The 23,165-nt window shown below is 66.8% G+C and carries 22 protein-coding genes and 1 tRNA gene; 8 read left to right on the top strand and 15 right to left on the bottom strand.

What is annotated here, in order from left to right; all coding sequences use genetic code 11:
* Nucleotides 1-45 precede the first annotated feature (45 nt).
* Complete coding sequence (map, locus tag Q344_RS0110750) at nt 46-795, bottom strand: type I methionyl aminopeptidase (protein WP_028286700.1); 750 nt, start codon at nt 793-795, stop codon at nt 46-48.
* Nucleotides 796-1,013: 218 nt separating this feature from the next.
* Here map and Q344_RS0110745 point away from each other — a divergent pair, with 218 nt between their 5' ends.
* The 7 genes from Q344_RS0110745 (at nt 1,014) to Q344_RS0110715 (ending at nt 6,819) form a co-directional block, all read left to right on the top strand.
* Complete coding sequence (locus Q344_RS0110745) at nt 1,014-1,655, top strand: hypothetical protein (RefSeq protein WP_156954693.1); 642 nt, start codon at nt 1,014-1,016, stop codon at nt 1,653-1,655.
* Nucleotides 1,656-1,736: 81 nt separating this feature from the next.
* Entirely contained in the window at nt 1,737-2,438 is a 702-nt protein-coding gene (gene modB, locus Q344_RS0110740) for a molybdate ABC transporter permease subunit (protein ID WP_028286698.1), read from the top strand.
* Nucleotides 2,435-3,523, top strand: coding sequence for a molybdenum ABC transporter ATP-binding protein (gene modC / locus Q344_RS0110735; protein WP_028286697.1), 1,089 nt, complete (start codon nt 2,435-2,437; stop codon nt 3,521-3,523). Before modB ends, modC begins: the two co-directional genes overlap by 4 nt.
* A gap of 71 nt (nt 3,524-3,594) precedes the next feature.
* Nucleotides 3,595-4,341 (top strand): tyrosine-protein phosphatase, encoded by a 747-nt coding sequence (locus Q344_RS0110730; RefSeq protein ID WP_028286696.1) that lies wholly within the window; start codon nt 3,595-3,597, stop codon nt 4,339-4,341.
* Nucleotides 4,342-4,488: 147 nt separating this feature from the next.
* Entirely contained in the window at nt 4,489-5,412 is a 924-nt protein-coding gene (locus Q344_RS0110725; protein ID WP_028286695.1) for a ring-cleaving dioxygenase, read from the top strand.
* Complete coding sequence (locus Q344_RS0110720; protein WP_028286694.1) at nt 5,409-6,056, top strand: alpha/beta hydrolase; 648 nt, start codon at nt 5,409-5,411, stop codon at nt 6,054-6,056. The genes Q344_RS0110725 and Q344_RS0110720 overlap by 4 nt, the downstream gene beginning before the upstream one ends.
* Nucleotides 6,057-6,162: 106 nt before the next feature.
* Nucleotides 6,163-6,819, top strand: a complete 657-nt coding sequence (locus Q344_RS0110715; RefSeq protein WP_028286693.1) for a glutathione S-transferase family protein — start codon at nt 6,163-6,165, stop codon at nt 6,817-6,819.
* A gap of 3 nt (nt 6,820-6,822) precedes the next feature.
* Here Q344_RS0110715 and Q344_RS0110710 read toward each other — a convergent pair whose 3' ends face one another.
* The 7 genes from Q344_RS0110710 to Q344_RS0110680 all read right to left on the bottom strand — a co-directional run bounded on the left by Q344_RS0110710 (nt 6,823) and on the right by Q344_RS0110680 (nt 13,621).
* A complete protein-coding gene (locus Q344_RS0110710; protein ID WP_028286692.1) occupies nt 6,823-7,758 on the bottom strand; it encodes an AEC family transporter in 936 nt (311 codons plus the stop codon).
* A 4-nt stretch (nt 7,759-7,762) separates the two neighbouring features.
* Nucleotides 7,763-8,560 carry an MBL fold metallo-hydrolase gene (locus Q344_RS0110705; RefSeq protein ID WP_028286691.1) on the bottom strand — a complete coding sequence of 266 codons (798 nt, stop codon included), beginning with the start codon at nt 8,558-8,560 and terminating at the stop codon, nt 7,763-7,765.
* The gene (locus Q344_RS0110700; protein WP_028286690.1) at nt 8,560-9,363 is read right to left on the bottom strand and encodes a TatD family hydrolase; all 804 of its coding nucleotides are present in this window, start codon (nt 9,361-9,363) and stop codon (nt 8,560-8,562) included. The genes Q344_RS0110705 and Q344_RS0110700 overlap by 1 nt, the downstream gene beginning before the upstream one ends.
* A 24-nt stretch (nt 9,364-9,387) precedes the next feature.
* Complete coding sequence (locus tag Q344_RS0110695; RefSeq protein ID WP_028286689.1) at nt 9,388-10,509, bottom strand: DNA polymerase III subunit delta'; 1,122 nt, start codon at nt 10,507-10,509, stop codon at nt 9,388-9,390.
* Nucleotides 10,510-10,760: 251 nt separating this feature from the next.
* Nucleotides 10,761-11,393: a dTMP kinase gene (gene tmk / locus Q344_RS0110690; protein ID WP_028286688.1), complete on the bottom strand. Its 633-nt coding sequence runs from the start codon at nt 11,391-11,393 to the stop codon at nt 10,761-10,763.
* Entirely contained in the window at nt 11,390-12,589 is a 1,200-nt protein-coding gene (locus tag Q344_RS23750; RefSeq protein ID WP_036539497.1) for a D-alanyl-D-alanine carboxypeptidase family protein, read from the bottom strand. Before Q344_RS23750 ends, tmk begins: the two co-directional genes overlap by 4 nt.
* 102 nt (nt 12,590-12,691) lie before the next feature.
* Entirely contained in the window at nt 12,692-13,621 is a 930-nt protein-coding gene (locus tag Q344_RS0110680) for an SPOR domain-containing protein (protein WP_051630564.1), read from the bottom strand.
* A gap of 230 nt (nt 13,622-13,851) precedes the next feature.
* Between Q344_RS0110680 and Q344_RS0110675 the strand changes: the two genes are divergently transcribed.
* A tRNA-Ser gene (locus tag Q344_RS0110675) sits at nt 13,852-13,941 on the top strand.
* A gap of 334 nt (nt 13,942-14,275) precedes the next feature.
* Here Q344_RS0110675 and Q344_RS26095 read toward each other — a convergent pair.
* The 7 genes from Q344_RS26095 to Q344_RS0110640 all read right to left on the bottom strand — a co-directional run bounded on the left by Q344_RS26095 (nt 14,276) and on the right by Q344_RS0110640 (nt 22,438).
* Nucleotides 14,276-16,561: a phospholipase D-like domain-containing protein gene (locus tag Q344_RS26095; RefSeq protein ID WP_156954692.1), complete on the bottom strand. Its 2,286-nt coding sequence runs from the start codon at nt 16,559-16,561 to the stop codon at nt 14,276-14,278.
* A gap of 44 nt (nt 16,562-16,605) precedes the next feature.
* Complete coding sequence (locus tag Q344_RS0110665; RefSeq protein WP_156954691.1) at nt 16,606-18,165, bottom strand: hypothetical protein; 1,560 nt, start codon at nt 18,163-18,165, stop codon at nt 16,606-16,608.
* A 65-nt stretch (nt 18,166-18,230) separates the two neighbouring features.
* Nucleotides 18,231-18,614, bottom strand: a complete 384-nt coding sequence (locus Q344_RS0110660) for a hypothetical protein (protein WP_036539092.1) — start codon at nt 18,612-18,614, stop codon at nt 18,231-18,233.
* Entirely contained in the window at nt 18,614-19,855 is a 1,242-nt protein-coding gene (locus Q344_RS23745; protein ID WP_084178384.1) for a recombinase family protein, read from the bottom strand. The genes Q344_RS0110660 and Q344_RS23745 overlap by 1 nt, the downstream gene beginning before the upstream one ends.
* A 704-nt stretch (nt 19,856-20,559) precedes the next feature.
* Nucleotides 20,560-21,057 (bottom strand): GNAT family protein, encoded by a 498-nt coding sequence (locus Q344_RS23740; RefSeq protein ID WP_156954690.1) that lies wholly within the window; start codon nt 21,055-21,057, stop codon nt 20,560-20,562.
* A gap of 5 nt (nt 21,058-21,062) precedes the next feature.
* Nucleotides 21,063-21,452 (bottom strand): Pepco domain-containing protein, encoded by a 390-nt coding sequence (locus Q344_RS23735; protein ID WP_051630560.1) that lies wholly within the window; start codon nt 21,450-21,452, stop codon nt 21,063-21,065.
* An 11-nt stretch (nt 21,453-21,463) separates the two neighbouring features.
* Entirely contained in the window at nt 21,464-22,438 is a 975-nt protein-coding gene (locus Q344_RS0110640; protein WP_028286683.1) for a hypothetical protein, read from the bottom strand.
* Between the last annotated feature and the right edge of the window lie 727 nt (nt 22,439-23,165).

Raw genomic sequence — 23,165 nt, 5'->3', positions numbered from 1 at the left:
GGCGGATGTTCCTTCCGCGGGACGAGAGTTGATCGCGCCGTCGCGTCAGCCCGGCAGCGTGACCACCATCGCGCCGCGGTCGGTCGCCACGACGGTGTGTTCGTACTGGACCACCTCGGCCGCGGGTTCGCTGTAGAGCGTCCAGCCGTCATCGCCCTGCTCGGCCCAGAGACCACCGCGCGACAGGAAGGGTTCCACCGTCATCACCAGCCCGCGGGTGATGCGCCGCCGGTCGGACCGCGTGGGCCAGGTGGCGATCTCCTCGGGGTATTCGTGCAGCGCGCGTCCGACACCGTGGCTCGCCAGGTTGCGGATCAGCGTGTAGCCCCTGGCCGAGGCAAAGCGTCCGATGGCATTGCCGATCCCCGCCAGAGGCCGGCCGGCGCCGACCTGCGCGATGCCGATCTGCATCGCCTTGCGCCCGTCGCGGCAGAGCGTGTCCTGCGAGGGCCGCGTCGGCGGCACGCGGTAGGTGGCGCCGGTGTCCGCGAAATAGCCCGCCTTCGAGGCCGAGACGTCGATGTTCACCATGTCGCCGGCCCGGATCACGCGGGGGCCCGGGATGCCGTGCGCGATCTCTTCGTTCACGCTGATGCAGGTGGCGCCCGGGAAGTCATAGGTCGACCGGGGGGCGGAAACGGCGCCATCGCGCTCCAGAAGCGCCGCCCCGATCGCGTCGAGCTCGGCCGTCGTCATGCCCGGCTCCATCGCCCTGGCCATGGCCCGGAGGGTGTTGGCCACGATGCGGCCGATGTCCTTCAGCCCCTCGAGTTCGTCGTCGCGCGTGATCGTCATGGTCGGGTCTCTCCTGCGTCTGCGGCGACCCTCGCACAGTTGCGCGCGGAAGTCCCGCCCCCGCGCCGATTGCCCGCCATGCGAGGGGAGACCCGGCGCCGCGTAACATTTCGCAATCGTTAAGGAAGAATTAACGCTTTGCCGAGACAGGGCGCAGCCCCTTCCGTATCGTTGCTGACGTGATCTGCCCCCATGCAGCGTCACGGAATTGGGGATGTATGGAACACAGCCTTGCTGCAAGGGTTCTGGACGTCGTTCCACTGCCTTTTGCAACGCTCACAGGTGTGATCGGGCTCTACGGCCTTTACGACGGGTGGTCCTCGGCCCGTGCGGCGGTTGATCGTGCGCCCGGCGATTATGTCGACATGGTGCCCAGCACGGCGCTCTGCCTCGTGCTTCTGAGCACGGCCTTGATCCTCGGATGGTTCTGCGACCGGTCGTGGCGGGCGCGGGTCGCCTGGGCGATGTCCTTCGCGGTCGTGGTGGTCGCGCTGGTGAACCTGGCCAGCTTCCTCCTCCTCTCGAGCCCCGGCATCGACGGCGTCCTGCTGGGCGACAGGATCGGGGCGGATCACATGTCGGTCCCGACGGCGATCGGGATGCTGATCGGCAGCTACTGCGTCCTCGCGCTGATGGCGCCCGAAAACCCGGACCCCGACGGGCCGGTCTATTTCGCGGTCGCCGGGCTTTCCACCAGCATCTGCGTCATCGCGGGCTATGCCTTCGATGCCACCACGGTCTATGACCTCGGCATTTTCCACGGCATGTCGGCGCTGACCGCCGTCGCCTTCTGCTGCTTCAACATCGCCGTGCTCGCCTTCCCGCCCGCCCGGACCGGAGAGATCGCCTTCGACGAGTGACCCGGCCGCGAATTGCCGCGCGGGGGCTTGCCAAGGGGCTGGTTTGCTTGCCAGATCCCCCGGCACGCAGCGGAAGGGGCGATGATGGACCTGATCGGGCCGGAGGAATGGCAGGCGCTCGGCCTCTCGCTCAGGGTCGCGTTCTGGGCGACGCTCTGTTCCCTGCCGTTCGCCGTTCTGGCGGCCTATGCCCTGTCGCGCTGGCGCTTTCCGGGGCGCGGGCTGCTGAACGTCGCGGTGCATCTGCCGCTGGTGCTGCCGCCGGTGGTGACGGGCTATCTCCTCCTGCTGGGGTTCGGGCGCAACGGCATGGTCGGCGGCTGGCTCGACGAGACCTTCGGCCTCGTTCTCGCCTTCCGCTGGACGGGTGCCGCGCTGGCCGCCGCCGTCATGGGCTTTCCGCTGATGGTGCGCGCGATCTGGCTGTCGCTCGACGCGGTGGACCGGCGGCTTGAGGAGGCGTCGGGCACGCTCGGGGCGCCGCCGTGGCGGGTGTTCCTGACCGTGACCCTGCCGCTGACCCTGCCCGGCGTGCTGGCGGGCGCGATGCTGGCCTTCGCCAAGGCCATGGGGGAATTCGGCGCCACGATCACCTTCGTCTCCAACATCCCCGGAGAGACCCGGACGCTCGCCTCGGCGATCTACACCTTCCTGCAGGTCCCCGGCGGAGAGGGGGCGGTCGGCGTGCTTGTCGGCGTCTCGATCGCCGTGTCGATGATCGCGCTGATCGGGGCCGAGGCGCTGTCGCGCGCGCTGGCGCGCCGGATCGGGACGGCGGAATGAGCCTTCTCGTCGATATCGGCCACGGCTTCGGTGGCTTCACGCTGGAGGCCGCCTTCGAGGCGCCCGAGGGTGTGACCGCGCTCTTCGGCCGCTCCGGCGCGGGCAAGACGACGCTGGTGAACGCGGTCGCCGGGCTTCTGCGGCCCGAACGCGGACGGATCGACCTGGACGGCGAGGTGCTCTTCGACAGCGCCGCCGGGGTCTGCCTGAAACCGCACCGGCGGCGGATCGGCTACGTCTTCCAGGAGGGGCGGCTTTTCCCGCATCTGACGGTGGCCGGGAACCTCGCCTATCCGGCGCGGGTCACGGGGCGGAAGGCCGATGCCGCCGAGACCGCGCGCGTGGTCGAGATGCTGGGGATCGGCGCGCTGCTCGAGCGCCGGCCCGGCGCGCTCTCGGGCGGCGAGAAGCAGCGGGTCGCCGTCGGGCGCGCGCTGCTCTCCGCGCCCCGGATGCTGCTGATGGACGAACCGCTCGCCGCGCTCGATGCCGAACGCAAGGCCGAGATCCTGCCCTATCTCGAACGGCTGCGGGACGAGATGCGCCTGCCGATCCTCTACGTCAGCCATGCGCTGGACGAGGTCGCGCGGCTGGCCACGACCGTCGTGCTGCTGGCCGAGGGCCGCGTGGTCCGCGCCGGCCCGGCAGAGGCGCTCTTCGCCGACCCGGACCTCGCGCCGCGCTTCGGCCTGCGCGAGGCGGGCGCGCTCTTGACCGGCGAGGTCGTGGCGCATCACCCCGACGGGCTGAGCGAGCTGCGGGTGTCCGGCGGCACGCTGCTGCTGCCGCGGGTGCAGGCGGCCGAGGGCCAGCGCCTGCGCGTCCGGATCGAGGCGCAGGACGTCATCCTGTCGCGCCACCGGCCCGAGGGGCTCTCGGCGCTGAACATCCTGCCCGCCGTGGTCGTCGCGCTGAAACAGGGCGAGGGGCCGGGCGTGATCGCGCAGCTCCGCGCCGGAGAGGACGTGATCCTCGCCCGTCTGACCCGCCGGTCCGCCGAGGCGCTGGACCTTGCGCCGGGCCGCTCCTGCCATGCCATCGTCAAGTCGGTGGCGGTGGCCCGCGGCGACATCGGACGGGTATGAGGAAGCCCGGCCCGTCCGGTTGCGCGGCGCGGCGTTTGCCGCCAAGGTCCGCGGCGAGACAGGAGAGCCAGATGCACGCGACCACGACCGCCGCCGCCCTGAGCGGCATTCACAACATCCGCGACCTCGGGGGTCATCCCCTGCCGGGCGGCGGGGTGACGCGGTCCGGCGTGTTCCTGCGCGGGGACGCGCTGCGCGGGCTCGATACCGCGGGGCTGCGCGCGCTGCTCGACGGCGGGCTGGTGCGCATCCTCGATCTGCGTTCGGACATGGAGGTGGCCGAGGGCCCCAACCCGCTCGCCGGTCACGAGGTCATCGGCTATCGCCACCTGCCGATCTACAACGGGCTGGCGACGATCGACGCGATGACGAAGACCCACCCGGACGGCTTCGACATGGGGCTGCGCTATCGCGCCGCGCTCGGCGATTGCCGCGAGGCCTTCGCGGCGGCGCTGAGCCATCTCGCCGAGGCGGAGGAGGGCGCGACGCTCTTCCATTGCACGGCGGGCAAGGACCGGACCGGGCTGGTCGCCGCGCTCCTGCTCCTGAACGCCGGGGTGGAGCGCGAGGACGTGGTCGCGGATTACGCCGCCACCGCGACCCATGGCGCCGGCCTGATCGACACCCTGCGCGAGAAGGCCCGCGCCCGCGGCAGCGATCCCGCGCATGCCGAACGGGTTCTCGGCTCCCGGCCCGAGACGATGCGCGCGACGCTGGATTGGCTGGAGCAGGCACATGGCGGGGCCACGGCCTACATGCGCACGATCGGCCTGCCCGACGAGACGGTGTCCCGCCTGCGCACCCGGCTCGGCGGCTGAACGGGCCGGCGCGGGCCGTCCGCGACCGATACGACACAGACCCTGTGCAATGGCGCAGGCCGGCCGCCCGTTGATCGGCGCGGATGCACACCGATATTGGAGGCTGAAGCGGCCCGGCTCTCGGGCCGCCACAGGAAGGGAAACATCATGGCCACCACGATTCCCGGCCTCCACCACGTCACCGCGATCTCGGGCCCGCCGCAGGAGAATGTCGATTTCTACACCGGCACGCTGGGCCAGCGGCTGGTGAAGAAGACCGTCAACTTCGACGCGCCCGACACCTATCACCTCTATTACGGCGATCATGCCGGCAGCCCCGGCACGATCCTGACCTTCTTCCCCTTCGTCGACGCGGGCCCCGGCCGGGCCGGCGCGGGCATGGCCTCGGCCTATGCCTATTCGGTCTCGAAGGGCCGCTTCGATGCGCTCATGGCGGATCTGGCCGCGCGCGCCATCGACTTCGCCGGACCCGTGGAGCGGTTCGGCCAGCGGGTCATCACGCTCTCCGATCCGGACGGCGCCCCGGTCGAGCTGGTCGAGACCGACCGCGCGGCCGACACCGTGCTGGACGGCTTCCACTCCGTCACGCTCTGGGAACGGGCGCCCGAGGCCACGGCCCGCGTGCTGACCGAGGTCTTCGGCTACGAAGCTGCGGGCGAGGAGGCGGGCGCCGACGGCAGCCGCCGCCTGCGCTATGTGGCACCGGGCAATGCGCGCGGCAACGTCGTGGACATCTACCTGTCGGAGAAGCCCGCGATCGGGCGGCCCGGGGCGGGGACGATCCATCACGTGGCCTTCCGCGCCCGTTCGGATGCCGAGCAGGCCGAATGGCAGAAACGCCTTGCCGCGGTCGGCCTGCCCACGACACCCGTGATCGACCGGCAGTATTTCAACGCGATCTACTTCCGCGAACCGGGCGGCGTGCTGTTCGAGATCGCCACCGACCCGCCGGGCTTCACCGCGGACGAGCCGCTGGAGACGCTCGGCCAGGCGCTGAAGCTGCCCGAACAGCACGAGCGGCTGCGCGGCCAGATCGAACGCATCCTGCCCGAGCTGAGGGTGACGACGTGAGGCGCAGCGGCGCGATGGCCGGGGAGGCGCGGGCGGCCGTCGTCCTTGCCCACGGCCGGGGCGGGTCCGCGGCCGACATCCTCGGCCTGCTCGACCAGGCCGCGCTGCCCGACGTGGCGGGCTTCGCGCCCGAGGCGCCGGGGGCGTCGTGGTGGCCGACCTCGTACCTTGCGCCGATGGCGCAGATGGCCGGACCGCTCGGGCGCGGACTGGCGGCGATGCGCGACGGCGTGGCGGCGGCCGAGGCCGAGGGCATCCCGCGCGGGCGCATCTGGCTGGGCGGCTTCTCGCAGGGGGCCTGCCTCGCGCTCGAGAGCTTCGCCCGCGACGGGGCCGGGCTGGCGGGGGTGCTGGCCTTTTCCGGCGGGCTGGTCGGCACGGCGGACGCAGGCTCCGCCCAGGTCGAGGCGCTCTACGGCGCCGCCGACAAGCGGCTGGCCTATGACGGGCGGCGCGAGGGCGCACAGGTCTGGATCTCGGTCCACGAGCGCGATCCGCACATCCCGCTGAAGCGTGCCCGCGACAGCGCCGAGACGCTGCGCGGCATGGGGGCGGACGTGTCGTTCCACGTCCATCCGGGGGCGGGCCACGCCGTCATGCAGGCCGACATGGCCGCGCTCCGCGCCCGGCTGAACGGGGCCTGACCGGTCGCCCCGCGCCATGGGTGGCTTCCCGCCCATGGCGCGCGGCCGCGCTTGACCTGTCCGCGCACCGTGCTTCCATGGGGCGTCTCACCGGGAGGAGCGCGACATGCCGCAGGACGCCACGGACCCCCTTCTCACCATCTGGACCTACGACTGGGTGCCGCAGATGCCGCGGGGCAAGGTGCGCGACGTCCGGCTTCGCTGGGCGCTGGAGGAGGCGGGGCTGCCCTACCGCGTCGCCACCGTGCCTTTCGAGGATCGCAGCCCCGAGCATCTCGCCCGCCAGCCCTTCGCGCAGGTGCCCTTCCTGCAGGACGGCGAGGTGCGCCTTTTCGAGAGCGGCGCCTGCCTCCTGCACATCGCCGGGAAGAGCGAGGCGCTGATGCCCGGCGACCCGGTGGGGCGGGCCGAGGTGCTGGAATGGGTCATCGCGGCGCTGAACTCGATCGAGATGGTCACCGTGCCATGGTGGTTCGTGAAGATGTCGGGCGCGGAGCAGAACCCGCTGTCGGGCTGGATGGAGCAGCGGTTCGAACGGCTCGACGCGGTGCTGTCGTCGCGGGACTGGCTGGCCGCGGGGCGCTTCACCGCGGCGGACATCTTGATGGCGGACGTGCTGCGCCTGCCCGACGAGCTGGGCCGCCTCGGCCATCACCCGGCGCTGCGGGACTATGTCGAACGGGCCTGCGCCCGGCCCGCCTTCGGCAAGGCCGTCGCGGACCAGATGGCGCATTTCGAGGCGTCGGATGCCGGGCGGGGCTGAGCGTCAGGGCAGGACGGAGAGCCAGAACCACACCGACAGGATGCAGCCCACGGTGGTGATCAGCACCGAGGAGGCCGCGACCCGCTTGGCCCGGCCGTAGATGTTGGCGAAGACATAGGTGTTCACCCCGGGCGCCACCGCGGCGGTGATGACGGCCGAGCGGAAGGCCGAGGTCGGCAGGTCCACCGCCCGGCCGAAGAGCCACATCAGGGACGGGTGCAGCAGAAGCGTCACGCCGCAGATCATCGCGATCAGGCGGCCGTCGCCCTCCAGCCTGTACTGGGTGAGCACGCCCCCGACGGCGAAGAGACCCACGGGCACCGCCGCGTTCGCAAGCATGTTCACCGCGGCATAGAGCGGCGCGGGCGTGACCAGCCCCGAGAGGTTGACGATGAACCCCAGCATCAGCGCGATCACCAGCGGGTTCGTCGCCACCTGCCGCGAGATCTGCGCACCGAGGCGCAACGGGTTCAGGCGGCCGGGACCGGCCCGGACGATCTCCATCGCGACGATGCCCAGCGTGTAGCAGAAGGGCGCGTGGATCGCGACGATGGCGAAGTTCGAGGCCAGCGCCTCGTGTCCGTAGGCGCGCTCGGTGATCGGGATCGCCAGCATCAGCGTGTTCGAGAACAGGCAGCAGAAGCCGACGACGACGCAATCCTCCCAGTCCCGGCGGAACACCACCCGCGCGGCGATCAGGCCGACGAAGAAGCAGGCGGTGGCGGCGGCGTAGTAGCTCAGCAGGAGCGGCGCGCTGAATTCCTGCCCGATGTCGAGCTGCACGACGGCGCGGAACAGAAGGCAGGGAAAGGCCACCGATTGCGCGAACTTGGTCAGCGCCTCGGCCGCGGCGGCCGAGGTCAGGCCGTAGCGGGTCGCCGTCCATCCCGCGCCGATCAGCAGGAAGACCGGCAGGATGACGGTGATCAGGGACTGCATCGGCTCAGGCCGGGTAGGTGATCGTCATGCCGTCATAGGCGGGCGTGATGTGATCGGGCGTCTCGCCCTCCACCGTCGCGTAGTCCATGTCGATATGCATGTTGGTGAGCACGGCGCGGCGCGGCGCCGCCCGTTCGATCCATTCGAGCGATTGCGCGAAATGGGAATGGGTCGGATGCGGATCCCGGCGCAGCGCGTCGAGGATCCAGCAGTCGAGCCCCTCGACCGCGGCCCAGGCCTCGTCGTTCATCTTGGCGACGTCGGGCAGGTAGGCGAGGTCGCCGATCCGGAAGCCGAGCGCTTCGATCGAGCCGTGGTTGACCCAGAACGGCGTGAAGGTGATCTCGCCGCCCGCGCCCTCCACGGTGATCGGGCCGTCGATCGTGTGCATGTTCAGGATCGGCGGATAGGGCGAACCCTCGGGCTGCACGAAGGCGTAGCCGAAACGGGAGAACAGGTCGTTCTGCGTGTCGCCGTCGGCCCAGACCTGCAGCCGCTTGCGGGTGTTGAAGACGATCATCCTGAGATCGTCGAGCCCGTGGACGTGATCGGCGTGGGAATGCGTCCAGATCACCGCGTCCAGCTTGCCGACGCCCGCGTCGAGCAGCTGCTGGCGCATGTCGGGCGTGGTGTCGATGAGGACCGTCGTGGTGCCCTCGGGCCCCTCGCGCTCGACCAGCATGGAGCAGCGCTTGCGGATGTTCTTCGGCTCTGCCGGGTCGCAATCGCCCCACTTGCCGCCGAGGCGGGGCACGCCGCCGGAAGAGCCGCAGCCCAGGATCGTGAAGCGCAGTTCTCCCATCAGGCGGCCGCCCTCCATTCGGCGGCCTTCCAGAACAGCCGGTCGAAATTCTCCTGCGTGGCGCGGGCGAAGGTCTCGTAATCCACGCCCATCGTCTCGGCCCCCTTGCGCGCGGTGTGGGCGGTGAAGGCGGGCTCGTTCCGCTTGCCGCGGTGCGGGGGCGGGGCGAGGTAGGGGCTGTCGGTCTCCACGAGGATCCGCTCGAGCGGCGCGGCGGCGAAGATCCCGCGCAGCTCGGCGGATTTCGGGAAGGCCGCGATGCCGGACATCGACAGGTAGAAGTCGAGATCGAGCGCGGCCTTCGCGAGCTCCGCGCTCGAGGAGAAGCAATGCATGACGCAGGAATAGGCGCCGTTGCGGTGCTCCTCGGTCAGGATCCGGGCCATGTCCTCGTCCGCCGCACGGGCGTGGATGATGAGCGGCAGCCCGGTCTCGCGCGCGGCGGCGATGTGGGTCCGGAGCGAGGCCTGCTGCGCCTCGGCGCTCTCGGCGGTGTAGTGGTAGTCGAGCCCGGTCTCGCCGATGCCGACGAATTTCGGATGCTGCGCAAGCGCGATCAGCTCCTCGGCCGAGACCGGCGGGTGCTCGGCCACGCTCATCGGATGAAGCCCGCCGGCCCAGAAGACCTGGGCGTGGTCCTCGGCGATCTGCCGGACCTGGGGGACGTTCTTCATCTTCGTGCAGATCGACACCATGCGGGTGACGCCGGCCGTGAGGGCGCGTTCGATGACCGCGTCGCGCTCTCCGTCGAAATCGGGAAAGTCGAGGTGGCAGTGGCTGTCGGTGATCTGGGGTTCTGTCATTCCGGGTCCGGTATGCCGCAGGCGTCAGGCCGCGGCGGTCTTCTGAATCCTGAAGAGGGTATCAAGGATGAGCGCGGCAGGGTCAAGGTTGACCGCCTTGCCGTGCCGCGAACGGGCGCCGATCTCCTGCGCGGCCTCGGCCCATCTGCGCGCGGAGCGGGCATCGGGGGCGAGACGGGCGAGGAGCTGCGCCTCGCCGGGGGCGGCCTCGGGCCGGGGCGGAGCGCCCGTGGCGCCGGTGCGGGCGAGGCGGGCGAGGAAGAGATCGGTCAGGGAATTGATGAGATCCCGGCGGTCCTCGGCGCCGCGGACGGCGGCCGCCTCGGCCAGGGCGAGGCCCCGGGCGCGGTCGAGCCGGGGCAGGGTGTCGAAGAGCTGCACCAGATCGGCATAGAGCTTGGGCCCGTCGAGGAGCGAGAGGCGCACCGCCTCGCCCGCCGAGCCCGCCGCGAGCGCGGCGAGCGCGTCGGTCTGGCCCTCGGGGGCGATGCCGGCCTGGGTCAGGGCCTGCGCGATGTCCTCCGGCGAGAGCGGCGCGAGCCGCAATTCGCGGCAGCGGGAGCGGATCGTGGGCAGGAGCGCCGAGGGCTGGTGCGCGATCATCAGGATCGTGGTGTCCTTCGGCGGCTCCTCGAGGATCTTCAGGATCGCGTTGGCGGCGGAGGTGTTCAGCTCGTCCGCGGCGTCCACGATCACCACCCGGCGGCCGCCATCGGCGGCGGAGAGGGCGAAGAAGCCCTTCATCCTGCGCGCCTCCTCGACGGTGATCTCCTGGCGCAGGCGCTTGGCCTTCTCGTCCCAGGGGCGTTTCAGCACGAAGAGCCCCGGCTCCGACCCCGCGCGGAGGCGGCGGGCGGTCGGATGCCCGGGGTCGATGTCGAGCGAGGTGACGGGGGGCGGCGCTCCGAACAGGGCGTCGCCCGCGTCGGGCGGCGTGGCGAGCAGGAACCGGGCGATGGCCCAGGCGAGCGTCGCCTTGCCGGTGCCCCTGGGGCCGGTGATCAGCCAGGCGTGATGCAGGTGGCCGGTGTTGAACGCCTCGAGAAACGCCTGCTGCGCGGCGTCCTGCCCGAAGATCCGGGGCGTGTCGCGCGGATGGGGCGCGCCGTCGATGCGGTCGGGCTGGGGGATCGTGTCGTCGGTCATGGATCGGTCCGGCTTGGTCGGGCGGAGGATAGGGGGGATGGGGCGGGAGGTGAAGACCTCGTCGGACGGCGCGAGGGGGCGGTGTCGAAAGGCGCGCGCCCTTGGCGCGCACGCGATGCCTTGCGATTTGCGGGGCAAATCGCGGTGTGCCTCCGGCGGGGATACATGGACCAGAGGAAGGTGCAGGGTATTGGTGGTCGCAGCTGCCCCTCGGGCCCTGCGAGGACGGTGGCGGGCGGGGGGGCCGGCCGTCAGGCCAGCTCCGTCGCGGCGAGGGCGAGGACATCCCTGGCCACCGCCTCGATCCCGCGGTTGCCGTCGATCCTGCGGAAGCGCGCGGGAAATTCCTCGGCCAGCGCGAGGAAGGCGGCGCGCATCTTCTGCTGGAGTCCCTCGCCGAAGCTTTCGAACCGCTCCTCGGTGCCCTGCCGCCCGAGCGCGCGGGAGAGGCCCTGCGCCGGGTCCATGTCGATCAGCACGGTCAGGTCGGGTTCGCGGCCGATCATCAGCGCGTGCAGCCGGTCGACCAGGCCGCGCAGATCCCCCCGGGAGACGCCCTGGTAGACCCGGGTGGAATCGGCGAAGCGGTCGCAGATCACCACCTTGCCGGCGGCGAGCGCCGGTTCGATCGTCCGTTCGAGGTGATCGCGGCGCGCGGCGGTGAAGAGCAGGATCTCGGTCTCGGCCGACCAGCGGTCGGGGTCGCCCTCGAGCACCAGCTTGCGGATGTCCTCGGCGCCCGGAGAGCCGCCGGGCTCGCGCGTCAGGACGACCTCGCGGCCGGAGCGTTCCAGCGCCTCGGCCAGCAGCCGGGCCTGGGTGGACTTGCCGGACCCGTCGATCCCCTCGAAGGAGATGAAGAGCCCGGATCCGGCAGGGCTCAAGAGGCGTCCGCCGCCGGGACAGGCTCGGCCGCTCCGCCGAAACGTTCCATCAGGTGCTGCGACGCGGTGCGCAGCTTCACGAGGAAGCCGCCCTTCGCGACATCCGCGGCGGCGACCAGCGGCACGCGGGTCTCGGGCAGGCCCTCGGGCTTCAGAATCAGCTCGGCCAGCTCGTCGCCCGCCTTGACCGGCGCGACGATCGGGCCGTTGTAGACGACCTCCGCATCGAGGGTGTCGCCGACCAGCACCGGCAGCAGGGTCACGAGATCCTCGCGCGGGGTGAGGCCGACGGCGGGCGAGGCGCCCATGAAGACCTCGGCGCTGGTGATCACCTGTCCGGATGTCGCGATCTGTTTCTCGGCGAACTGGCGAAAGGCCCAGTTGACGATGGCACGGCTCTCCTCGGCCCTCGCGGTGGTGCTGTCGAGCCCCGTGAAGGCGAAGACGATCCGCCGGTCATCCTGCTTGGCCGAGCCGACGAGGCCGTAGCCTGCCTCGGACGTATGGCCGGTCTTCAGCCCGTCGGCGCCGATGCCCATGCCCAGGAGCGGGTTGCGGTTGTGCACGTTCTGCGGCGCCCGGCCATCGAAGGCGAACTCGGTCTCGGCGAAGAGCGGGTAGTATTCGGGAAAGTCGCGGATGATGTGCGTCGCCAGCAGGGCGAGGTCATGGACCGACATCCGGTGACCCTCGGCCGGCCAGCCATTGGAGTTCTGGAAGGTGGAATGGTCGAGCCCCATCTTCTGCGCCCGCTGGGTCATGTAGCGCGCGAAGCCCGCCTCGGTCCCGTCGGGCGAGAGCGCCTCGGCGATCACGGCGCAGGCGTCGTTGCCCGACAGCACGATGATGCCGCGCAGGAGGTCCTCGACCGCGACCTTGTCCGTGGTGTCGAGAAACATGGTCGAGCCGCCATAGCTCATCGCGTGCGAGGAGACCGGCAGCTTCTCGTCCAGCGTCAGGCGGCCGTCCTTGAGCGCCTCGAAGGCCACGTAGAGGGTCATGAGCTTCGACATGGAGGCGGGCGGCAGCGGCTCGTCGGCGTTCTTCGACAGCAGCACGGTCCCGGTCGTGACGTCGATCACGTAGGCCGCCCGGGCCGAGGTGTCGAAGGCGCTGGCCGGCAGGGCGGTCGCGAGCGTGAGAAGGCAGGCCGAAACGAGGCTCAGCCCGGCGGAGGTCCACCGGGCTGCCAGCATCGCACGCGGCGCGCGCTGTGCTCTGGTCTTGGTCATCAATGTCTCCGTCTGTCCCGGACCCTCCGGCGGGTCCGGTTGTCCCGCCATACTGGCACGGGCGGCCTAGTTTGTCACAGCATAGGCGTCGGTAAAGCCCGTCGCCTTCACTTTATCGAGAAGCGCGTCGCGCTCGGATTCGGTCGTCGCCGGGCCGATCAGCACGCGCCAGAAGGTCTTGCCCTTGCTCGACTGCTTGCGGACCGTCGGCACCATGCCCTGCTGGCTCATCGCGGTGGCGGTGTTGCGGGCGTTCTCCTCGACGCTGAAGATGCCGATCTGGAGATAGGGCCGCGTCAGCGACGAGGCCGCGGGTTTCGGGGCCGGGGCCGCGGGGACCGAGGCGGGCTGCGGGCGGACCTGCGCCGCCGGTGCCGCGGGCGAGGCGAGCGGCACGGTGTTCACCTCGGGTGCGGCCAGCGCCATGGCGCCGCCCTCGGCGCCCTGCGCGGCCGGATCGGCCGCGGGCTCCGCGGATCCCGTGTTCTCTGCCGCGGCCGCGGCCGGTTTCGGCGCCTCTTCCCGGCGGAGAGCGGTGACGTTGAGGTTCTGCGGCGCGCCCGCCAGCATGCCGAGCGCCGCGGCGGCGTCGGAGGACACCTGCACCCGCGGGCCCGGGTTCTCGCGTTCGCGGCGGAACAGGGCGCCGATGACGAACTTGTCGTTGGCGGTGTTGCGGATCAGGACCCGTTCGGGCTCCTTCACGTCCGGATGCGCGACCCAGACACCGCCGAGCGAGGGCCGCCCGTCCCAGAGCCCGGCCTCGGTGACTTGGAAGACCTCGGGCGCCTCGATGTCGCGTTCGATCAGCCGCGTGGCCCGGCGGGTGGCGACCTCGTCGCCGCTGTCCGTGGCCTCGGACTTGAACATCGGGAAGTCGCCGCCGTCGACGCAGGCGCTCAGGCCCAGCACCAGGGCCGCCGCCCCTGCCGCGCGCAGCGTGCGGCCGGAAATGGCCCGTACGGCCCCGAAATCGTCGGAAGTCCCTGCAATCATGCCCTTGCCTCTTGCCTGTCGCGGTCTGCGCCGCGCGATGCCGGTTGCCCCGGCGCTGCCGATAGGATCGCCCTTTTCGGGCGTTGTTTGGCAGCGAGTGTAGCCTTTTCCCGCGAACTTGGGAAGCCTGCCCGCGGCCCGCCACCCCGGGCCCCGCCCGGCGTGACGTCTTTGCACCGCCGGCGGGGGTTTGCCGAATCGATCCGGCCCGTCTAATCGGGTCCGGACCCGGAGGAGTGGCAGAGTGGTCGAATGCAGCGGTCTTGAAAACCGTCGTGCGTGCAAGCGTACCGTGGGTTCGAATCCCACCTCCTCCGCCACTATCCCAGTTGCGAACACGGACAGACGCCCATCGCCGCGCTGAAATAGTCGTGTTTTCAAAGGGCTTTGCTTCCCCCATGCGAACCTCGGAGACTGCGCGCCAAGCCTGTTTCGGGCTCTGAATGGCCCTCCGTCTCTGTTCAGGCGAACCTCGCTAAATTCGGTTCGGTCGGATTTTTTCACGCTTTTCCAATGACCTGAGTTTCAACTCCGCCAAAACTTCGCCCCCTGTTTCCATCGCCTTCGAGGAGAACAGAGCCGCAACAGGCGAGAGGCGCAGTTGGTCGTAAACCAACGTGATGATGACGGCAGATGCGGGGAGCGAAGTCAGTTTCATATCCCGAGCGCTGGTCCAAACCGCGAGGCCAGTTTGCCATCCAGTTCTTGCAGCCGGGCGAGGTCAGCTTCGTCGGAGGCGGCGATCGCCTTGATCTGAGTTTCCAAGTCTGCAGAAAGCGCGCCGAGGGCTTTCTGAATTGGAGCAAGCGACCGACTCGACTGAGCCCCTCGAACAGCCATCTGTGCTGCGAATTTCGCCGTTGCAAGGTAATCCAGAACCCGCGTGTGCTCGCTCTCATCGTCTTCGACCTGAAGGGACTGTAGCGCGCGGATCGTCCCAAAATGCTGGCGCAGCAATCGCCCAATCAGACGCGGCCACTCAGTGCTATCCTTCGTTTCCAATGGAAGCACCTGATGTTCTTTCGCCTGTCCGGCAACGGGCATCGCCCCAGCCAGGACAATTTGCAGGAGGGCCCGCAACCGAACCAGTTCAGCCGTTGTTATCGGGCTGCCCTTCAGCGCCGTCGTTCGCTTCTCAAAGGCCTTCACAGCGTCGACATATTTCTTTGCTGTTGCCGTGACGTGAGCTCGCCGAGCTGGACTGATTGAATTGTCTGCAGAATTCAGTCCTTCGGCATCTGTGTCCTCAGCCTTGGCCGGTTCGGTAGTTCGCAGGTCGGTCGCGGCGTCTTCCAGCATGGCGCGCTCTTCGTCTTCTGACAGATCTTCAGATACAAGGCCGACCAGGCGATTCAGGCAGGCATTGATCATCCCGGCCGGGTCATCCTCGCGCGCACGGGACCACGCAGTCCGTCCGTCCTTCTCTGCTCGTGATCGATTGCGTGCAGCCACGAACACCTCGTAGGGCAGCACCTGATGGAGCTGCTCTGTGTCCCTCTGCGTCGTCGGTGTCTGGCTGCGGGATGAAACGGTGCCCGGGTTCTTGCTGTGCTCGGTTTCCTCGAGCATCTCCAGTTCGTTGAGGGCTTCTAGAATTGTCAGATCTTCCTGGTCGAGCTCGGCCAGGCTATCGACGAGCGTTCGCTTCCGCCCCCTTCGGACAGGAAGCGTGGAGGACGACAGTATCTCAAGATCAACGATTGAGGCTGGTGCAGACCACGTTCCGGCATGGCCAACCAGGCGTGCGACCCTCGGGCGTCGGAGGTCAGGATCAATGGCCCACCTGTTGGTTCCGCCAGCTTCGATTTGAAGTACTTGCGCCAGTTCCTCGTAGTCGCGGTCAAACAACCGGATCTCGGAGGCATCCAACGCACCATCGTTCGGGGGGCGCCAGAACAATTCTCCACCACGCAGTTCGAAGTTGCCTGCATCGGCAGGCAATGCTTCAGCAGATGAGGATCGCTCCCGCTCTTCGCGTGCAGGCAAATCTGACAGGCTGACGGGGTTTTCTTCGTATCCCTCCAGGTTGAGCGCGGCCAGCGCCGTGCCGCTTGGAACGCGTTTGTAGATCCCGGCCTCGGCATTGCCCGAGACATCGGCAGAACCAAGCAATGCAGGGGCCGAGCAATTCATACTGCCTGAGATCAAATGATCCGATTCTTCACCAAGGGCCACAAAGAGCTTGGCGTGAATGAAGCGCGACGAACGCTCAGACCCAGAATTGAACAGCCGCAGATTGTCATGCCTGCCGAGGCTTTCAGCCGGAAACAAACCTGCTGCGGGTTGGATAAGGATGTCCGTTGGCGGCATCCCCAAGACCGATCGTAGCCGTCTTAATCCTTCCAGTCGTTCGTCCCAATAAGGCGAAAGAACAATGAGGCGGCGGATCGGGTCAGTACCGATACTGGCCGCGATCTGATCAAGAATGGTGCCCTCGGAACGGTCGATTATTAGACGGATGTCGTCCCGTTCTGTCACGGACTCGTCGGCCATGGCCGTTCGCAGCCAGGAGGCGTGCCTCAAGGCTCGGTCAAGTGCCGAGGAAAACCACGGATCGTCGTTGGGCACGTGGCGCGCTATGTACCGCATTGCCTGTCCGAAAAGTGAGGTGAATTCAGGGTTGTCTGTGGTGTAGGCGAGATCGGCTACCAATTCTCGATTTCCGCCAAGTCCCAATCCAGTCAGGTTTGCGGAACCGATCATCAATCGGCCCTTCGCGGCACCTGCCAGAAGAGCGATCTTGGGGTGGAAGGCGCCAGGCATCGTGGCCTTCACCACATGGTAGAGTGTGCCGGCATAGCGCGGCGGTCCGAACTCATCAAAGCTCATGTTGAGCATTCCGCGGTCCGCCAGAACGGTGATGTTCCGGCATCCGCCACCCCGCAGCCTCGGAAACGGCACATCTTCAAATGCCTGTGCCGAGAAGGCGTAGGTCGTCATGAAAGCAGAGTCGTATCCACTTCCCGAGAAAGCTTCGTAATACTTCATTGACGCTCGATTTCAGCAATTCCAAGGGATGTTGGGCCTTTGTCGTCCAACAATTTTGCGTCGTGCAGAAACTGAACTGCCTGGTCGATGCGCGGACTACTGGGAGAGACGGAAAACCGGCTGCGGAAGCGCAACTGGCCGTCGTCCGGTTCCATGAGGAATGTGTAGGCCTTCTGATTGCGAAACTTGCGCGAGGCCACCCAGAGATGGCGCTTGATCACGCGGGAGGAAATCATCTCCTCGAATGCTGTTCTTGCCGGCGTCGACAATCGCTGCTCAAGAAAGCGTATCTCGGTAGCATACGACTGGAAGTGATCAGCCGAGCGGAGCCGTCTGAGAACGGAACTCGAATAATCCGAGCTCTTTCGCCAAAGCGCCGAAAGCAGACGAATCGACGCTCTGACCTCACCGTCGACGTCGCCAGTCTTTTCAGCCTCGAGAAGTTCGGAAGCAGCCTGCTTCGCCAAGGTTTCCGGTTCTTCGTCTGCCGTCTGATTCCGAAGATATTCCGCGAGCGTTGTCGTATTTTCCAAATCCGTTGGCTCGATCAGGTCGGCGACAATCTCGCGAAGTGTTTTCCTGCGGTACGGGGCGGCCTCGAGCGACTGAAGCGCTGCCGACAGAAAGCCTTCATATGCCAGGCGGCAAAGGTCGCTGGCTTGATACAGAGACCAAAGCCCGAGAACATCGATACGGTCGGTCTCTTGTGAATTTCCCTCGTTGAACCACGCCCACTTCGCGTCATCGGCCCGCGGAATTCTTTGTAGCTCGCCGGCTAACCGCAGCAGTTCAATGAGCGTTTGGCGCCTCATGACATCTGGCTCGCGCGCGTTCTGCTGTCGTCCCATCAAGACCGCTGCCAGCGCCTCTTGCTCAACGCTGTCGGCGGGCACTCTCGACGGTTTCATCAGCGCAAGCCGGTCGAGCGTTTCAACCGTTACCTGGCCCTTCTCAACAGCACTGAGAAAGACCTCTGCGAGATCACCAAGCTGATCAGACATGGCGTCTGCCAGGTCCATCGCAGCATTTGTACAATACGGAATGGGTATGTTGGGGTCATCGACACGCACGAGGCCCATCTCACGAAGCTGGCTGGCGTAGATGCCGCCGAAGGCACCTCCCTTGTTCTCAAGGTAGCGGTTCTGACGGGAATCCGGGTCTGCGGATGACGCGAAATCAACTATGGCATTCGGATCGGTTTCTTCGGCCAGACTCTGCAGTTCCCGACTGGCCCAAAGTATCCCGGCGATGCCGAGCTCATAGTCACGATGGGCGCAGAGTAGTGCATAGAGAGCTTCCGCCTTTCGCTGAAAGAACCGAAACTCCTGCATATCGGTGCTTCCATTGCGTCGCGCATACGAGTCCAGAAGCCAGGGAAAGAACGAATAGTAGCGAAGCCGAAGTGTGATGGTGCTGATGCCCGGCAAAAGGGATTGATAGACGACCTCGATTGGTCGCTGCATCCCAAGTGGATCAAGACCCGTTTCCTGCCCTAGTTCCGTCCATTCGGGAAAGCCAGGCCCCAGTGCATTTTCGGCAAGCAAAACAAACCTCAAGTAAGGTGACTTTTGCCAACGGTAGCCTCGAATCTGGATCCTTTGAATGGTCTTTTGGGAGTGGCTCAGTCGAAAACCTGCGCCTGCTGCTCGTCCCACGGCAGAGAGGCCACGAAGCACAGGTCGTAGAGGCTAATTGCGCAGGGCTCGCGGCGCACGACCAGTCGCTCGAGAACCTCCGGCGACAGCCATGCGAGGCGCAGCAGGCGGCTGACATAGCGGTCGGAGAGGCCTTCCTCGGCAGCGAGATCGGCGATGGTGGTGACCTCGCCGCGCTCCATCCGCTGCCGCCACGCCCATGCCCGGCCGATGGCGCGCAGCACGCGCGGATCCTGCCCCGGCGGCGGGTCCGAAGTCTCGATATCCCGCGGCGGCAGGATGCGCGGGCGACCGCCGCGCTTGCGGACCGTGAGCGGGATGTGGACGCGGATCGTCTCGTTCGCGGGCATCAGGCAGCGTCCACCCGCGTGGGCGCCATCAGGCTCGCCAGTGCGCCGAGCCCGTCATGGCGAAGATCGATGTCCAACCCGTCCTCGCCCACTGTCACGCGCGCCACGAGCAGCTGGACGATACGAGCCTGCTCGGCTGGGATCAGCGCCTTCCAAAGATCGTCGAACTGCGTCAGCGCCGCGGTGACGGTGCCCTCGTCGAGGTCAGGCCGTTCCTTCTTCAGCGCGCGGGCGGTCCGCGCAATGATCTCCGGCGTACGCAGCAGCCGCCGGGTCTCGCCGATGACCGCTTCCTCCACCATGGCCGCAGGGAGCCGCTGGGGCCCGCGCAACTCGGCCGTCGGCCGCTTCTGGATCACGTCCATCGAGACGTAGTAGCAGTACCGCCTGTTCCCCTTCTTCGTGTGGTGCGGGGTCATCGCGGCGCCGGTTTCGGTGAAGATCAGCCCGCGCAGCAGCGCCGGTTCGGTGCTCCGGGTGCGCCCGGCGCGCTGGTTCCGGTTGCCGGCCAGCACAGCGTGGGCGGCGTCCCACAGCTCTGCATCGACGATGGGCTCGTGCATGCCGGGATAGGTCTCGCCCTTGTGGGTGATCTCGCCGCGGTAGATGCGGTTGTGCAGAAGCTTGTAGAGCGCCCCGCGGTCGATGGGCCGGCCGCGCTTGGACCGGATGCCGCGGGCGTTCAGTTCCCGGATCACGGCGGCGGTGGAATCGGACCGCGCGAAGAGCTCGAACATGGTCCGGACCTGCGCGGCCTCGGCCTCGTTCACGATCAGCTTGCGGTCGACCACATCGTAGCCGAGCGGCACGTAGCCGCCCATCCACATGCCCTTCTTCTTCGAGGCGGCGACCTTGTCGCGGATCCGTTCGCCGATCACCTCGCGCTCGAACTGGGCGAAGCTGAGCAGGATGTTCAGCGTCAGGCGGCCCATCGACGTGGTGGTGTTGAAGGACTGGGTGACGGACACGAAGGTCACTCCGTGGCGGTCGAAGATCTCGACGAGCTTCGAGAAGTCCATCAGCGCGCGGCTGAGGCGGTCGATCTTGTAGACCACGACAACGTCGATCAGCCCGTCCTCGACATCGGCAATCAGCTGCTTCAGCGCGGGGCGGTCCAGCGTGCCGCCCGAGACGCCGCCGTCATCGTAGCGTTCGCGCAGGCAGGCCCACCCCTCGGCGCGCTGGCTGGCAATGTAGGCCTCGCAAGCCTCCCGCTGCGCATCGAGGCTGTTGAACTCCATGTCGAGCCCTGGCGAACAAGATGGCGCGCGGCATCTGGGCGATGCTGACGCGCGGTGAAAGCTATCGTGGCCCGGTGCTGATCGGCGCCTGATCGGGCACCGAAGGGGCACTCGGGCCACCGAGTTGTGAGGAAGGCATGATCAGTATGGGCAAATGATCGATATGATCCGGGTCGGGCAAACCAGAAACCTTCTCCGAGCCTCGAGCTCGCTCTTGGAGATTTGGCCCCGCTCCGCGCATCACCATCCCGGCCAGCGGCGCCAGTCGGCCGCACGAACAGGCCTGACAAAAGTTCGCACTCGATCACATGCCCAGACGATCAGAAATTCCTTGCAAACCGAGCTGCATCCACAAAAGAAGGTTGGATATCAGGCCCATCCCCTCCGCCAAACGCCGCCGATTGCTCTCTATGGCGCGATATTGCCGCCGATTACGGCACGCCACCATGCCGTATAACGAACCGCCGATTCCACGCTATTGTCCGATACCAGCATGTCCGGGTCAGTAGTGCGGATGCTTTTGACCAGATATCAACTCTCGCCGGCCTAGGCGTAAAGGTCCGGATATGTCATGAGTTGTCGTCCCAGCATTTTTAGGATAGCAGCGCTGCTGCGACTGGCGAAGATGTCTTGCTCGCTGTGCCTCATGGTTCTCTATCGCCGCACCTCAGCCTTCGGGTTTAGCGTGCAACTGAGGGCCTTCTTCACGCGCGCGGCGCGTTGAGCAGAATCGATCGGTAATAATGGAGCGCTGGCAGGCCCGATCCGCTGTCGATTATGGGCTTGGGCGCATCGGGGAAGATCGTTGCGGCGACGCGCTGCGAGACGATGTGATCAATGTTGATCACCGCCTCAACATTAAGCACAGGCACATTCGCACCTTTCAGTCCATGCTCGAGTTCAGCAAGGGCTGCGACCAGTGTCGATTGGGCAAGACCGCGCCCGCGCGCGCAATCATCGACGGCATAACCGATGTTAAAGATCGGGCCGCCCTCCTCCATCCCGTCCTGCGCGAACATGACCAGAGCAGTCATCTTCGTCCCCGTGAACCGCATATAGGAGAAGCGCTTCTTGCCGTTGGGGTGATCGACCGCCATCAACAGGCTCGGGTCGAGCCGGCAGGGTTGCAGCGGAATCACGCCGGCCGCAAACGCCTGCTGATAGAGCGCCAGCGCATTGCCCGGATCGGTCATTGCTGCCATCGGCGTCAATTTCCTGACGGCAAGAGCGTAGGCGCCTGGGGCGCGGACTCGCCCTTGCGGGTCAGCTTGAACTTGATGCTCGCCTCAGCGCCCGCCTCAGCGATGAATAACAGCTCGCCCTTGGCGCTCAGGGTCAGGCCGACCTCGATTTCCTCGATCGACCATTCCTTCGAGCGGGCGGCGGTGGTTGAACTCAATTTCATAAGCGTATCGACAGTGCGGGTCCATTGCTCCTGGACCTGCCCTGCACGGACCTTGGCGACCCGGCCAAGACCCGGCACCCAGTCGCGCATCGAATGATGCTCGACCGATGGATCGGGCGGCAACGGCACGGCCGTACCCTCCTCGGGCACGAAGATCGAGATCTCGAATTCGTCCTGCGCAGGCTCGGTCATGGGATGCTCCTCTACAGATAGGGAAAGACATCGAGGGCGAGGATCGCCTGCTCGAAATTCTGGGCGAGGCCGCGAAAACCATTCGGCGCGCTCGGCGCCTTCATCGAACCGCGATAGAGGCCAACGGCGTCGCCATTTGCGACGCGAATAAGCGCCCCGGAATCGCCTTTGGAGACAGGTTGGTCGAGGCAGAGCGTGACGCCGACCTCGCGCGTGTTGAGGACTCCGCAATTGTTCTGCACATCGACGACGGTGCGTGAGACCGAACCAGACTGACAGTCGATGATGACCGGTAGTCCCATTGAGGCAAAGCTCATGAAAGGAAGCTGCGTCGGCTTGTGGCTCGGTGCTGGCGTCAGCACGAAGGCGGCATCAACCGGCTGGAAGTAGGAGCGGCCGAGCGAGGCGGTGTCGCCCGACGCCATAGACACGGCCCGGCCGGGTCGGTTGCCATTGACCGCATGGCCTGCGGTGAGCACGCCCCAGAGCGATGTCGTCCTGCACTGTGCCCAACAAGCGCTGGTCGCCCCGCTGGGATGCGCCACATGATGCTCGATCTCGTTCTGTCGGATCGCGAAAGGGAAGGTTACACCCCCGAGGAGCGGAAAGCTTAGCCTGTCAATGATTGCAAATTCCGGCCCGTCCCACTGGGGAACGTCGATGGCGAACCCGATCCCCGCCTTTTCTCGGTCCTTGTCGAAAAGACCGAATGTGACCCGCTTCATATTGAAGTCTGTTCCAGCCAGCGTGAACCACGGCCTGACCCGCCAGAAGCGGTCATGCAAACGTTCGGATCGATAGCGACCTAGGCCCAGTTCAGAGAAGATTGCATAGGTCCAGAAGGTGGACCGTGCGATCAGTTCGCGATCCTCGCCGATGAAATCACCCCAGCGCTCGACTTCGTCGATGACATCGCCCGGAACCAACTCCATCGGCGGGTTCTCGCGCGGCAGGTATTCGCGCAGATAGGCATCCGAATATTCCATGTTATCGCCCCCCATTCCGTGGCATCACTGGGTCACTACAGTCGTTGCGCCAACGATACATCATAATCTTTAAAGTGCCGCGCGATTTGCATGCAAATCGACTCTGGATTGGGTGGACAGCTCGCGCGGCTAGGCAGTCCCCACCCTCGGAGTTTGACTCGCACGCAGCTAGTCATTCGCTCGTGCCGCAATTTAGAGGGCTATAGCGTAGGTGTAGTTCTCCGTTTCGTCGGCTTCGGCCCGCCATCATCACCCTGCCGAACCAGTGACAGCGATTTGACGGGCACGGCTTTTTCCGTGTTATCAAAGGGGTTTGCAAGAACCGGCCGAACCTTATAGACGCGCCGCCCGGCCGAAGCTGGGCTCAGGATGGGCCTCAGTCTCGGTTTGGGAACATCGCTCGTTCCGGTTCGGTCCTTATATTCCAACACTATGCTGCCGAACCCCGCCAACACCCAAACGCGCGTTCCGAGTGATATGAATGGCAGCATAGACGGAAGACACAGTAGGCGCGTTGTTCGGGATGCCAGCGTAAAGTTCCGGATTGTGTGGGTGGTTTCGCATCCCGATCCCCCGTCGAAACCCGTTACGAAAAACCGTCCGGCACCGCTGGCGCTTCAGGGGCCCCGGATCGCCTCAATCTGGTGCAGATGCCATACTGCGGCCTCGCAAACGTGCGTCCTTCGGGCAGGATGGACATGTGCCGATGTCATCTTGCGAGCGGAGT

This window comes from Pseudooceanicola nanhaiensis DSM 18065, from assembly GCF_000688295.1.
GTDB classification, from domain to species: Bacteria; Pseudomonadota; Alphaproteobacteria; order Rhodobacterales; family Rhodobacteraceae; genus Pseudooceanicola; species Pseudooceanicola nanhaiensis.
Note: the sequence above shows the minus strand (reverse complement) of the source record. Positions and strands in the feature narration are given on the sequence as shown.

Bases quoted from the DNA above. Each gene is read 5' to 3' on its own strand.
- map (WP_028286700.1), bottom strand. From the start codon at position 795: ATGACGATCACGCGCGACGACGAACTCGAGGGGCTGAAGGACATCGGC.
- Q344_RS0110640 (WP_028286683.1), bottom strand. From the start codon at position 22,438: ATGGAATATTCGGATGCCTATCTGCGCGAATACCTGCCGCGCGAGAAC.
- Q344_RS23745 (WP_084178384.1), bottom strand. From the start codon at position 19,855: ATGGAGTTCAACAGCCTCGATGCGCAGCGGGAGGCTTGCGAGGCCTAC.
- modC (WP_028286697.1), top strand. From the start codon at position 2,435: ATGAGCCTTCTCGTCGATATCGGCCACGGCTTCGGTGGCTTCACGCTG.
- Q344_RS0110660 (WP_036539092.1), bottom strand. From the start codon at position 18,614: ATGCCCGCGAACGAGACGATCCGCGTCCACATCCCGCTCACGGTCCGC.
- Q344_RS0110745 (WP_156954693.1), top strand. From the start codon at position 1,014: ATGGAACACAGCCTTGCTGCAAGGGTTCTGGACGTCGTTCCACTGCCT.
- Q344_RS26095 (WP_156954692.1), bottom strand. From the start codon at position 16,561: ATGACGACCTACGCCTTCTCGGCACAGGCATTTGAAGATGTGCCGTTT.
- Q344_RS0110725 (WP_028286695.1), top strand. From the start codon at position 4,489: ATGGCCACCACGATTCCCGGCCTCCACCACGTCACCGCGATCTCGGGC.
- Q344_RS0110730 (WP_028286696.1), top strand. From the start codon at position 3,595: ATGCACGCGACCACGACCGCCGCCGCCCTGAGCGGCATTCACAACATC.
- Q344_RS0110695 (WP_028286689.1), bottom strand. From the start codon at position 10,509: ATGACCGACGACACGATCCCCCAGCCCGACCGCATCGACGGCGCGCCC.
- Q344_RS0110705 (WP_028286691.1), bottom strand. From the start codon at position 8,560: ATGGGAGAACTGCGCTTCACGATCCTGGGCTGCGGCTCTTCCGGCGGC.
- Q344_RS23750 (WP_036539497.1), bottom strand. From the start codon at position 12,589: ATGCTGGCAGCCCGGTGGACCTCCGCCGGGCTGAGCCTCGTTTCGGCC.
- Q344_RS0110710 (WP_028286692.1), bottom strand. From the start codon at position 7,758: ATGCAGTCCCTGATCACCGTCATCCTGCCGGTCTTCCTGCTGATCGGC.
- Q344_RS0110715 (WP_028286693.1), top strand. From the start codon at position 6,163: ATGCCGCAGGACGCCACGGACCCCCTTCTCACCATCTGGACCTACGAC.
- Q344_RS23735 (WP_051630560.1), bottom strand. From the start codon at position 21,452: ATGACCGAGCCTGCGCAGGACGAATTCGAGATCTCGATCTTCGTGCCC.
- modB (WP_028286698.1), top strand. From the start codon at position 1,737: ATGATGGACCTGATCGGGCCGGAGGAATGGCAGGCGCTCGGCCTCTCG.
- Q344_RS23740 (WP_156954690.1), bottom strand. From the start codon at position 21,057: ATGGCAGCAATGACCGATCCGGGCAATGCGCTGGCGCTCTATCAGCAG.
- Q344_RS0110680 (WP_051630564.1), bottom strand. From the start codon at position 13,621: ATGATTGCAGGGACTTCCGACGATTTCGGGGCCGTACGGGCCATTTCC.
- Q344_RS0110700 (WP_028286690.1), bottom strand. From the start codon at position 9,363: ATGACAGAACCCCAGATCACCGACAGCCACTGCCACCTCGACTTTCCC.